General features: G+C 64.5%; 12 protein-coding genes. 7 read left to right on the forward strand and 5 right to left on the reverse strand.

The genetic code is table 11. The features are described 5' to 3' along the window. The 3 genes from KDH09_08095 to KDH09_08105 form a co-directional block, all read left to right on the forward strand. Positions 1–865 (forward strand): pyruvate kinase (locus KDH09_08095; GenBank protein MCB0219638.1); only part of this gene is annotated, 865 nt, incomplete at its 5' end. A 216-nt stretch (positions 866–1,081) separates the two neighbouring features. After that, positions 1,082–1,813, forward strand: coding sequence for a hypothetical protein (locus KDH09_08100; protein ID MCB0219639.1), 732 nt, complete (start codon positions 1,082–1,084; stop codon positions 1,811–1,813). 166 nt (positions 1,814–1,979) lie between these two features. After that, positions 1,980–2,408, forward strand: coding sequence for a VOC family protein (locus tag KDH09_08105; GenBank protein ID MCB0219640.1), 429 nt, complete (start codon positions 1,980–1,982; stop codon positions 2,406–2,408). A 186-nt stretch (positions 2,409–2,594) separates the two neighbouring features. Here KDH09_08105 and KDH09_08110 read toward each other — a convergent pair whose 3' ends face one another. Beyond that, positions 2,595–4,868 (reverse strand): aconitate hydratase, encoded by a 2,274-nt coding sequence (locus KDH09_08110; GenBank protein ID MCB0219641.1) that lies wholly within the window; start codon positions 4,866–4,868, stop codon positions 2,595–2,597. 174 nt (positions 4,869–5,042) lie between these two features. Between KDH09_08110 and KDH09_08115 the strand changes: the two genes are divergently transcribed. Genes KDH09_08115 through fetB form a run of 3 tightly spaced genes read left to right on the forward strand, consistent with a single transcriptional unit; the run spans position 5,043 to position 7,381 of the window. Further along, complete coding sequence (locus KDH09_08115) at positions 5,043–5,906, forward strand: hypothetical protein (protein MCB0219642.1); 864 nt, start codon at positions 5,043–5,045, stop codon at positions 5,904–5,906. 6 nt (positions 5,907–5,912) lie between these two features. Then, on the forward strand, positions 5,913–6,590 hold the full coding sequence (locus KDH09_08120; GenBank protein ID MCB0219643.1) for an ATP-binding cassette domain-containing protein: 678 nt from the start codon (positions 5,913–5,915) through the stop codon (positions 6,588–6,590). Beyond that, a complete protein-coding gene (gene fetB / locus KDH09_08125) occupies positions 6,587–7,381 on the forward strand; it encodes an iron export ABC transporter permease subunit FetB (GenBank protein MCB0219644.1) in 795 nt (264 codons plus the stop codon). Before KDH09_08120 ends, fetB begins: the two co-directional genes overlap by 4 nt. 251 nt (positions 7,382–7,632) lie before the next feature. On the opposite strand, the gene gshB is transcribed toward fetB, so the two are convergent. Beyond that, the gene (gene gshB, locus KDH09_08130; protein MCB0219645.1) at positions 7,633–8,550 is read right to left on the reverse strand and encodes a glutathione synthase; all 918 of its coding nucleotides are present in this window, start codon (positions 8,548–8,550) and stop codon (positions 7,633–7,635) included. A gap of 319 nt (positions 8,551–8,869) precedes the next feature. On the opposite strand from gshB, the gene KDH09_08135 reads away from it, so the two are divergent. Further along, the gene (locus KDH09_08135) at positions 8,870–9,484 is read left to right on the forward strand and encodes a TetR/AcrR family transcriptional regulator (GenBank protein ID MCB0219646.1); all 615 of its coding nucleotides are present in this window, start codon (positions 8,870–8,872) and stop codon (positions 9,482–9,484) included. Here KDH09_08135 and KDH09_08140 read toward each other — a convergent pair. The 3 genes from KDH09_08140 to KDH09_08150 all read right to left on the reverse strand — a co-directional run bounded on the left by KDH09_08140 (position 9,463) and on the right by KDH09_08150 (position 11,816). Next, on the reverse strand, positions 9,463–10,359 hold the full coding sequence (locus tag KDH09_08140) for a hypothetical protein (GenBank protein MCB0219647.1): 897 nt from the start codon (positions 10,357–10,359) through the stop codon (positions 9,463–9,465). The two genes, KDH09_08135 and KDH09_08140, sit on opposite strands and share 22 nt — an antisense overlap. A 439-nt stretch (positions 10,360–10,798) precedes the next feature. Further along, positions 10,799–11,227, reverse strand: coding sequence for a hypothetical protein (locus tag KDH09_08145; GenBank protein MCB0219648.1), 429 nt, complete (start codon positions 11,225–11,227; stop codon positions 10,799–10,801). A gap of 235 nt (positions 11,228–11,462) precedes the next feature. Beyond that, positions 11,463–11,816, reverse strand: coding sequence for a cupin domain-containing protein (locus tag KDH09_08150; GenBank protein ID MCB0219649.1), 354 nt, complete (start codon positions 11,814–11,816; stop codon positions 11,463–11,465). Between the last annotated feature and the right edge of the window lie 134 nt (positions 11,817–11,950).

The raw sequence follows: 11,950 nt of genomic DNA on the forward strand, positions 1-11,950 counted from the left end.
CATGGGCTTCGACATGGTGGCAATCTCCTTCGTGCGCAGCGCCGCCGATCTCCACCGCGCGCGCGAGCTCCTCGGCGGCGTGAAGCTGCCCGTCATGGCAAAGATCGAGCGCCCCGAAGCGCTCACCCACATCGACGAAATTCTCGAGGCCAGCGACGGCATCATGCTCGCCCGCGGGGACCTGGGCGTGGAGCTCCCGCTCGAGCGCGTGCCCGTGGTGCAGAAAGACGTCCTGCGCCGCGCCGCCCGCGCGGGCAAGTGGACCATCGTCGCAACGCAGATGCTGGGTTCCATGGTGAGCTCGCCCCGGCCCACCCGCGCCGAGGCCTCCGACGTGGCCAACGCCATTGTCGACGGCGCCGATGCCATCATGCTCTCCGAAGAAAGCGCCACCGGCGACTACCCCGTCGAAGCGGTCGAGACCATGGCCCGCATCTCCCGCGAGGTGGAGGGTTCCGAGACCGAGCTCTTCCATCCGCCCGGCGAGACCGGCGGCTTTGCAGGCGGCGCGGCCGGCGCGGCGGTTCACGCGGCCGAGCGCCTTGAGGCCCGCGCCATCGTCACGCTGGCCGGTTCGGGGCTCACCGCACTTCTCGTATCGAAGCAGCGCGCGCGCCTGCCGATCATCGCGCTCAGTGAAAACCGCGCCACCTTGCGCCGCCTGAACGTCCTCTGGGGCGTGCTTCCCGTCGGGATCGAGGAGAAAGCCAGCGTGGAAGCACAGATCCTCGCAGCCGACGCGCAGCTCCAGGAAGCCGGATTTGCAGAAGACGGCGACGCCATCGTCGTCGTTGCCGCCCTGCCCCTTGGCAAGGGTCGCGAGACCAACACCATCCGCTTTCACCGCATCGGCGAGCCGGTCTGAAAGCCAAGCTTCCTTACTTCCCTCTCCCGGCGGGAGAGGGAAAAGCGCGGCAAATGCCGCGCCTGGGTGAGGCAGACATGTCCCGATCAGCGGGCCTGCCACGAACCCGGAGCGCCGGACAGCCTGTTTGACAGAGCACCGCCCAGCGAATACGAAGGAAGCACATTCTTACCGGAAAGCACCTGTATGGGGCGGCGATGCCGCGGGGAGGCGTTGATGCGACGGAATCTCTTTCAATTCTCAATTGTGATGTTTGCGCTGCTGATTGTGAGCGCGTGTGGCGGCAAGCCAGAGCGCGGGAGCCCCGAGTGGGACCAGGCGCTCGAGGACCGCGAGATCCTCGTGGAAAGCACCGATGTCGAGGGCAGCGACCTGCAGGTCGTCACCGCCATCGGCGTCATGGACGTTCCGCCCGATGTCGCCTGGCAGGTCTTCGCAGATGTCAGCGACTTCAAGACCTTCCTCTGGCGCATGGAAGATTCGATCGAATACCCCCACGAAGGCGATGAGCGCATCATCGAATTCATCGTCAACGCCCCGGCGCTGGCCATGGGCGCGGGTTTCAACCGCATCCAGATCAAGGCCTCGCTGGTGAGCACCGAATACGACAGCGGCGTTCGCATCGGCGAGTTCACCATGCTCGAGGGAAATGTGGCGCGCGCCTACGGGTCCTGGCGCATCGAGCCCTGGAAGGGTGACAAGCGCTCCAAGGTCAGCTTCAGTATGTTCATCGACTTCGGCGACATCTACCTGCCCGACTCCATCGTGGACTACATGTCGCAGGTCTATCTCAAGGACTTCCTCATCGCCTGGGGCGAGAACCTGCGCGAGCACGTGGAGAACCCCGAATACCGCATCGTCTACGAGCAGCAGGCCGCCAAGGCCGCCGGCAAGGACCCCTCGAAGGTCGGCCCCAACCTCGAAGGCGTCGACGACTTCCTGCAGTAGGAAGTTCCCACGCCGCTCCCGCCTCAACGACCCGTTCGATCCTTCGACAAGCTCAGGACGAACGGGAATGGGAGCCATTCACCTTGGGTGGGAACCACTCCGTTCGTCCTGAGCTTGTCGAAGGACGAATCGAGGGCTGCCGGTGCTTCAGGTTGGAGATGACCCAATGAAACAATACGTCAGCGTCATCACGCTGGGCGTCGAGGACATGCCCCGCGCACGCAGGTTCTATTGCGAGGGACTGGGCTGGAAGGCCTCGTCCCAGAGCAACGAACACGTGACCTTCTTTCAAGTGGGCGGCAACGTGCTGGGCCTGTTCGGCCGCGCCGCCCTGGCCGAGGATGCGGGCCTCCCGCCCGCGCCAAAGGGCGCTCCCTCGACCGCCCTGGCCCACAATGTGGGCAGCCGCGAGGAAGTCGACGCCCTCATCGAGACCGCCCGCACCGCCGGCGCGCGCATCACCAAGGAACCCGCCGAAACCTTCTGGGGCGGCTATTCGGGCTACTTCGCCGATCCCGACGGCCATCTGTGGGAAGTCGCCCACAACCCCTTCTGGGAGCTGGGCGGGGATGGAAGCATGAAGTTGCCGGAGTGAGACTCGCCCGCTCGCGCCCGTCATCCCGAGCGCAGCCGAGGGATCTCGCAAGTGCAAGCAGGCTTCTACCCTTGGGAAGTGCAACGCCGATACGTATCTCCGAGATCCCTCCACTTCGGTCGGGATGACGGGGCAGAAAAAAGGCCGCCCTTCGGGCGGCCTTTTTCACTGCGAAATCTGAGGTTCTTACAGACCCGCTTCGTTGCGGAGCTGGTTCAGCGCCGAGCCGGCCTTGAACCAGGCGATCTGCTCGTCGTTCAGGGTGTGGTTGAGCTTGATCTTGATCTGCTCGCCGCCTTCCTTGTGGATGATGGCGTCGACCTGCTTGCCCGGTGCCAGGCCCGCAAGGCCCACGATGGAGATGCGGTCCCTGGCGTCGATCTTGTCGTAATCCACCGGGTCGGCGAAGGTCAGCGGCAGAATGCCCTGCTTCTTGAGGTTGCTCTGGTGGATGCGCGCAAAGGAGCGCACGATCACGGCGGCGCCGCCAAGGTGACGCGGCTCCATGGCGGCGTGCTCGCGGCTGGAGCCCTCGCCGTAGTTCTCGTCACCCACTGCCACCCAGCGCATCCCGCGGTCACGATAATCGCGGGCGACCTTGTTGATCTCGGCTTCCTCGCCTGTCTCGACGTTGATGCCGAACCCGAGCTTCTCGCTGAATGCGTTCTTGGCGCCCAGGAACATGTTGTTGGAGATGTTGTCGAGGTGGCCGCGGTATTTGAGCCACGTGCCCGCCGGCGAGATGTGGTCGGTGGTGCACTTGCCCTGCGCCTTGAGGAGGACGGGAAGCTTCTCGTAGTCCTTGCCGTCCCAGGCCGGGAACTGGGTGAGAATCTGCAGGCGGTCGCTCTCGGGGCTCACCTTCACCTCGACGTTCGATGCATCCGAGGCAGGGGCCTGGTAGCCGTCCTTGGGCGCAACGAAACCGTTGGCCGGGAGATCCGGCGCGGCGGCCGGGGCCTTGAACTTGAAGCTCTTGCCGCCAACCGGAATCTCGTCGGTGAGCGGGTTGAAGCTGAGCTTGCGACCCATGGCGAGCGCAAAGACGATCTCGGGGCTCGTGATGAAGGACTCGGTGGCCGGGTTGCCGTCGTTTCGCGCGGGGAAGTTGCGGTTGAAGGAGGAAACGATGGAGTTCTTGGTTCCCTTCGCCACGTCGTCGCGCTGCCACTGACCGATACACGGGCCGCAGGCGTTGGCCAGCACGGTGGCGCCGACCTTCTCAAGCACTTCCATCTGCCCGTCGCGCTTGATGGTCTCGAAGATGTTGTCCGAACCCGGCGTGATCAGGAACGGGATCTCGGCCTTCAGGCCGGCACCCAGCGCCTGCTGCGCGAGGTCCACCACGCGCGAGATGTCTTCGTAGGAAGAATTCGTACAACTGCCGATCAGGGCGGCGGTCACGTTCTCGGCAAAGCCCTCTTTCTTGGCCTCGGCGGCCAGTTCCGAAATGCCGCGGGTGCGGTCGGGGCTGTGGGGGCCGGTGATCTGGGGCTCGAGCGTGGAGAGATCGATCTCGACCACCTGGTCGAAGTATTTCTCGGGATCGGCTTCGACCTCGGCGTCGGCTTCAAGCAGATCCTTGTATTCCTTGGCCAGGTCGGCGACGCCCGCGCGGTCGGTGGCGCGAAGGTACCGGTCCATGGCGTCGTCGAAGGGGAAGATCGAGCAGGTCGCGCCCAGCTCGGCGCCCATGTTCGTAATCGTCGCCTTGCCGGTGCAACTGATGTTGCGCGCGCCCTCGCCGAAGTATTCGACGATGGCGTTGGTGCCGCCCTTCACGGTGAGGATGCCGCACAGACGCACGATAACGTCCTTGGGCGAGGTCCAACCGCCCATTTTCCCGGTGAGCTTCACGCCGATTCGTTTGGGATAGAGCACTTCCCAGGGGAAGCCCGCCATCACGTCCACGGCGTCGGCGCCGCCCACGCCGCAGGCCACCATTCCAAGACCGCCCGCATTGGGCGTGTGGGAGTCGGTACCGATCATCATGCCGCCGGGAAAGGCGTAGTTCTCGAGCACGACCTGGTGGATGATGCCGGCGCCGGGCTTCCAGAAGCCCATGCCGTATTTCTTGGCCGCCGAGCTGAGGAAGTCATAGACCTCCTTGTTCTCGTCCATGGCCACGTTCATGTCGTCGCCCGCACCGCTGTGCGCGCGAATCAGGTGGTCGCAGTGAACGGTGCTGGGCACCGCGGTCTCGGTCTTGCCCGAGAGCATGAACTGCAAGATCGCCATCTGGGCCGTCGCATCCTGCATGGCCACCCGGTCGGGGCGCAGCAGCAGGTAGCTCTTGCCGGGCTCGAGCTCGGCGCTCTTGGGGTCGTCGAGATGCCCCAGCAGGACCTTCTCGGCCAGGCTCAGCGGGCGCCCCAGGCGCTCGCGGACGGTTGCCAGCTTGGCCCGCATGGACTCATAGGCGTTCTTGACTAGTTCAGGGGTGGTTTCGATTTTGGGCATTTGGAATCCTCGGTCTTTGCGATTTTGACAGCGCGCCCCCTACTTAGCCGAAAACCGGCCCACTGGCGAGTCGCCTGCGCGCCTTCCACCGCGCGGTGGCGGCGCCTTCCCCTGCGGGCTAAGATCGGCGCCTCAAGCAGCCCTGCGCGCCTCATCCGCCGGGAAGGAAACTGGATGCGCCTGTCCCCAAGAACCCTGCAACTGGCAGGCAATCTCTGCCTCGCAGGCGCCGCGGCGCTGCTCGCCCTCGCAGCGGGGAGCTACGCGCTGCTGCCGCCGCTCGTGCTGCGCATCCCCTACGAGCTCTCGGGCCGTGTCTCGGAACTCGTCATCCCGGCGGTGCAGCTCATCGCCGCCCTGCTGGTCCTCGGTGCGGGCGCCCTGGCCCTGGCCGGTATGGTCCTGCGGGCCGATCCGCTCTCGTGGGTGCAGCTCAGGATCGGAACGGAGTCCACCATGGATTTCGCGCTCAGCGAGAAAGTCCCCGTGCGCGCGCACCTCGATACGGTGCTCAGCGTCCCCTTCAAGAACGAAATTCCCGTCGCCGTGCCCGTCAAGCAGCGCATGAATGCAAAAGTCGCCGAGAAGCTCACCGTGCCCATCGACATCGAGCTGACCGTCCCCATCGACGAGGAAGTCCACGTCACCATGGAAGTGCCCGTGCGCACGGTGGTGAAGATGAACAACACGGTAAAGCTCGGCGTGGGCGCCGCCGCCGTGCCCATCCCCATTCAGGCGAGCATCCCCATCGATGTCTCGATTCCGCTGGATTCGAAGATCCGCGTGAAGATCGACGATTTCACCGTGAAGGTGCACAAGGAGATCGAGGTTGAGCTGCGCGATTCGATTCCCGTGGAGATCGACGACATCGTGAGCGCCAACGTGCCCATCGATCACACGCTCAGCGTCCCCGTGCAGGCCGAGATCGACACGCTCGTTTCCTTCGACGAGCGCGCGCCGGTCAGCGTCTCCGGCGACGTGGTGATCGACATCTCGCGCCTGGGTCTCGAACTCAAAAGCACAAAGGAAGAGAAGTAGCCGCCCATGGACGCGCTCTTTTCGGTCGAGCAACTCGAGTGCGAGGTGGGCAGCCGCGTGCGGCTGGCCGCGCCGCTGCAGGTTCGCGCGGGCGAGATTCTGGGAATCGTCGGCCCCTCGGGCTCGGGCAAGTCGATCTTCCTGCGCGCGCTGGCGCTCCTGGATCCCGCGCGCATCGAGGGCATGCGCCTTGGCGAGGACACGCCCGAAAAACTGGGGCCCGCCCACTGGCGCGCCCACGTGGGCTACCTGCCCCCTGCCCCGGCGCTCTGGGGAAATCCCGTGCGCGAGGACTTTGCGCGCGTGCTCGCCCTGAAGGCCCATGCCGAGCGGGACATTCAGATCGAAGCCGCAGAAGAGCTGCTCGGCAAGCTGCAACTTCCCGGCATCCTGGATTCCGACAGCGCGCGGCTCTCCTCGGGAGAAAAACAACGCGTCGCCCTGGCGCGCATGCTCTGGCGCGCGCCTTCTCTGTTGCTGCTCGACGAGCCCACCGGCGCCCTCGACCCCGCACTTCGAAAGAGCGCCCGTGAGCTGATCACTTCCTGGGTGCGCGAGAGCGACACGCCGCGCGCGGCGCTCTGGATCACCCACGACCACACCGAGGCCCGCGAGAGCTGCAGCCGCTTTTTGAGAGTAGCGGACGCCCTCGTGAGCGAAGTGGGCCCGGAGGATCTCGCATGAACGCCGCGCACACCCAGGAGATTTCCCTCTGGCAGCTCTCCATTGCGCTGACGCTGGTGCTCGTTCCCGCGCTCTGCTCGGCGCTCCTCCACCTGGGGCTCGGAAAGAAGATTCTTGTCGGCGCCGTCCGGCTCTCGGCGCAGCTCTTTGCCGTGGGCTTTGTGCTCACCTGGATCTTTGCCATTGAGCACCCGGGCGCCGTGGCGCTCATGGTGACCTGGATGGTCGCCGCCGCCGGGGTCACCGCCGTGGGAAGATCCGAGACCCGCTACCGCGGCATCTACCTCGACGCCCTGCTGGCGGTGGCGGTTTCGTCACTGACCATCGTGACAATCGGCACCGCGGCCGTGGTACAGAACACGCCGTGGTGGGCGCCGCGCTACCTCATACCGATTCTGGGAATGATTCTGGGAAACTCGATGACGGGAATTTCGCTGGGGCTTGGCACCTGGCTCGAAAACGTGCGTGAGCGCAAGGACCGCATCGAGTCGATGCTCGCGCTGGGCGCCACGCGCTGGGAGGCCTCGCGCGAGGGGATCACCGAGGCGCTGCGCCGCGCGCTCACGCCGACTCTGAATATTATGGCCGCCGCCGGCATCGTCTCCCTGCCGGGGATGATGACCGGCCAGATCCTGGCCGGAAACGCGCCGGGCCTTGCCGTGCGCTACCAGATCGCGATCATCTTCTTCATCGCTGCCGCCACGGCCATCGGCTCGCTGCTGGCCGTGCTGCTGGCCTACCGCCGGCTCTTCGACCACTGGCACCGGCTGAGGCTGGATCGTCTGAAGTAGGAAGTTTCACCGCCAAGGCGCCAAGAACGCCAAGGATTTATCAACATTCCAATCGCTCGCCCCCCCGTTCGCCCTGAGTAGCCGCACAGCGGCGTATCGAAGGGCAAACGGGCCTCGGAACGTTGAGGCTGGAAACCGCCCTTCGATACACATCGCTTCGCGATGCACTCAGGACGAACGGAGGCGGCGCATACCAGGGGAATGATCTTCCCTTGGCGTTCTTGGCGCCTTGGCGGTTCAGTCCCTGCCGCTCACGCGTACCGCTTCTCCCAGGTCTCCACCACCTTCGCGGCCAGGTTCACGCCGTCGAAGTCGGAGATCTCTACGAGACAGGTCGGGCTCGTCACGTTCACTTCGGTGATGAGCCCGCCGATGACGTCGAGGCCCACGAAGTGCAGACCGAAGTCCTTGAGGGCGGGCGCAATGGTTTCCACGAGATCGCGGTCGCGCTCGGTCACGGTGCCGGCTTCGATGTCGCCGCCGGCGGCCATGTTGGCGCGGAACTCACTGGCCTTGGGAAGCCGGTTGAGCGCCCCGATGGGCTCGCCGTCGAGAATCAGCACGCGCTTGTCGCCCTGGGCGATCTCGGGCAGGTAGCGCTGGGCCATGGCGGGGTAGCGCCATTCCGAAGTGGCGGACTCCAGAATCGCGCCGCGGTTGGGATCGTCCTTGCGAACCAGGAACACCCCCTTGCCCGCGTAGCCGTCGACCGGCTTGACCACCATGGTGCCGCCCATTTCATCGAGAAAGTCCTCGAGATAGCCGCGTTGCTGGGTAATGAGCGTCGGCGGGATGAGATCGGGAAAGCGCTGGGCGAAGAATTTTTCCGAGGCCTCGCGCAGCCCGCGCGGGCTGTTCCACACCGGCACGTCCGAGCAGTCGAGCATGTAGGTCGCCTGCAAAAAGGCGCGGTCCACCGGCGGGTCCTTGCGCATGAAGATCAGGTTGAACTCTTTGGACTCTCTCTGGCCGGCACTGCCGGGCTCGTCGCCATTGTCAGGCAATTCGCGGGTCTGCAGAAACAGCCGCCCGCCGCTGACCGAGAGATCGCCGATCTCACAGATGTGGACCTCGTGGCCGCGCTGCTGCGCCTCCCGCAGGATGGCCAGCGAGGTGTCGTGGTCTTCGTGGAGCGACTCATAGGGGTCAATGATGCAGGCAATGCGCATGAAACTTCCTCATAAAGATGGTCTTCCGTTGTCCCCTCTCCCTTTCAGAGAGAGGGTGCCCGTCCTCCGTAGTTTAAACGAAGGAGGCCCGGAGGGCGGGTGAGGGTGAAAAGCCGGCACCGGCATTGCACCCTCACCCTCGCTTCGCTCGACCTCTCCCTCAAAGGGAGAGGTGGGCAATCAATGGAGCAAGCGGCCTGTGGCCGCCCGCGAGCATAGCTTGGATGCGGCCGCCCTGGCGAGGGTTGCAGGCGCCATAGGCGCCTTTCTTGACGGAGCTTGGACACCCTCGGTAGATTCAGGGCCGGAGTAACAAGCCTTGAGCATCCCCGCCCCCGCCAGGCTGAGTCCCGAAGAAAGACGCGACGAGCTGCTGCGCGCCGCCATGAAGGTCTTTGCCGAAAAGGGCTACCAGCAAACCAGCGTCGCCGACATTCTGGAAGGCGCGGGCGTGGCGCGCGGGACCTTCTACCGCTACTTCGATTCCAAGAAGGACTGCTTTTCCCAGGCCCTCGATAAATTCATCGCCCGCATCCGCGGCCCCATCCGAGAACTCGACATGAGCCGCCCGCTCGCAGAGCCCGAGCTCATCGAGCTCTACCGCCGCGTGGCGGGCCTGATGGTGAGCGATCCCCTCGACCGAGAATTCAGCCGCGTCGTGCTGGCCGAGGCCTCGGGCTCCGAGCGCGAGTTCCGCCGCAAGCTGCTCAAGTTCTACGAGGAAGTCACCGAAATGACCGCCGGCTTCCTGCGCGCCGCCATGGAAAGCGGGCGCGCCAGAAAGCTCGACCCCGAGACCACCGCCCGCTGCATCCTGGGCATGGTCAAGGAAGTCGTACTGACCTGGGCCGAACGCAGCGACGACCGCCAGGAACTGCTGCCCATGGTGATGACGGTGATGGAGTTTGCGTTTTACGGGTTGCTGCCGCGGTAGGGGGTGGGGTTGGTTTGTTTGTCCGGATTGTCTGCAGGAGGAACAGGCATCACGACAACACCGGACTTTTCCAACTTAGCGGGTACCAATACGGCACCTTCTTTGACACGAAGTGGCTGCGCGCCACCTGCGTTGAAGTAGAGCCATCGACAATGCGCGCCAGCCTTAGACCACCCCGGAGAAACGTCTTCCACGTATCCTGCCGAATCCCAAAACGGCTGAAGGAATACCAGGCCAAACGTTGACTCAAACATCGCACCGCCGGTCTTCGTACCACAGACAGCGACCGCCACCACATACGCCGGAAGAGTCCAAGCCGCACATTTCATACCACGCCCTGCAGGGCCATCCTTGCCAGCTGCACCAAATGGCTCGGCAAGCCAGCAGGCTTTCTCCAACGCGCTACTATCCAACAAATGGTATTCGGCTTCGGGGTACAAACGCACCGGTGGCGCATCTTTCCATATTGGAACAATAGCGCCGTCCGATTCAATGCGTGCGTAGACATCGGCCTTCGACCGCCGGTTTTGCCACCACTCAACCAAGTCTGGGTCAATCTCCGAAATCGTGAGCGCATAATCACGAACGAATGCCTCGCTGATAACACGAAGAATGCCATCGTAGCGTAACTCGATACTAGCCTCTCGCGTTTCATCATCGAGCAAGTAGGACTGGTATGCCAGCAACGGTTTGTCATTGTCGATATCTGCCGGCCCGACGAGCACGGTCAACGGCTCACCGGTCGCGTTCCGCAGCTTGATGATCGGCATGGCCTTCTCACACCCAAAAGTCATCAGTACGAGCAGACAGGCCGCATAGCCCGCCAACCGTTTTGCGAACTGAGGAAATGCATTGATTACGTAGGGCGTCCGCATACGTTTTATTATCCCCCATGTGACGCCATCCGTCACACCCCTCCCCTAAACTGACAGGCAACATAGGCGACGCGGCCCGGATCGAGAACAAGTTGTCCGCGCGTCGCAGGGGATTCCGGATCCCCTCCTGCCGCGCGGCGGGAGGTGTTGCCGGAGGCGCCGGAGGGTTGCCGGGGCTTCCGAAATGGGCGCTCGTGCGCGGAAGGAGGTTTTGGAGAAAAAAATCGCGGAAATCGGCGCGGCGAAGCCGCATCCGCGTGGCGCTCCCCCGCAGCCGGGGGAGCTGGGCGCGAAGCGGCCTGTGGGGGAATTTTCGGCGGGCACCGACAGAGAAGAAGGGCGAGGCATGCCTCGCCCCTACGGGTGTTTGTTCGGCACTGGCCTCGCAGGAGGGGTACCGGTCCCGGCACGTGTAGGGGCGAGGCATGCCTCGCCCGGTTCAGGATTTGTCGGGTCCTTCACCCGCACTGCGCGGCGCAATGAGCCAGCTCAGCCCCGCCGCGACGCCGCCGACAAGGAGCATGCCGCCATAGAGCGTGCCGGGCGTTCCCCTGAAAGAGAGATCCCAGAAAATTTCCCTGATGCCGTTGAGTGCACCGATGGGCTCACCGGTGCCGAGCTTTGGCAGGAAGGAATAGAGCGCCCACTGCCCCAGCACCACGACCGCCGCGCCGCTCGCGGCGCTCACCCACCAGGCAAGCGGTGCGTGCTTGACGCGCGAATGCGCCGCCGCCGGAGCAGCCACGATGAGCGCGGCGACGAGCGACTTCACGATGAAGAGCGCAGGCTCTGCATGGAGCTGGTAGTAGTTCACGCACCAGAAGGCGAGCGCGAGAGCGCCGCCCAGAATTTGAAGGCCGCGTTGCATGGCGGGCACTTTAGCGGATGGCTCGCCGCAGGGGCAGTGATCAATGTGATGAAGGGTTGCACCGGCTCTCACCCCGTTCGTCCTGAGGAGCCGCGCAGCGGCGTCTCGAAGGACGAATCGCAAGCCTCGCGATTGCAGTGGCCCGTTCAACCCTTCGAGACGGACCTCCGGTCCTCCTCAGGGCGAACGGGAATGAGATGCCTCGAAGAGGAGAGAAGAGTAACAGCGAACGCCGCTATTTGGCGGCGCGGCCGTAGCGGTCTTCGAGGCGGATGACGTCGTCGAGCTCGGGGGTGCTGGCCTCCAGGACGTCGGCGTCCTCGAGGGCGGTGAGTCGGTGCTTGGTGCCGGGAGTCAGGTGGTAGGCGTCGCCGGGCCCCATCTCGCGGGGGATGAGCGCGCCGTTCTCCTCGACTTCGAGGCGGATGCGGCCGGAGAGGACGTACTGGGTCTCGTCCTTCTTCTCGTGGTACTGGAGCGAGAGGCTCTCGCCCCTGGTGATGTGCAGGATCTTGCCGACGTAGCGGTCGGTTTTAGCCCACAGGAGCTCGTAGCCCCAGGGTTTGTCGATTTTCGTTGGCGTAAACATCATGGAGGCGGCATCCTAGTCGTGGCCCAAATGCGGAACAAGGGCGAGCCGCTTGCGCCCATCCTTGCACGGGTGGACACGCGTGTCTAGTATCGCCGGATCAGCCGCGCACCGCGCGCATTTCCCAGGAGGCC

The organism is Chrysiogenia bacterium, from assembly GCA_020434085.1.
Lineage (GTDB): Bacteria > JAGRBM01 > JAGRBM01 > JAGRBM01 > JAGRBM01 > JAGRBM01.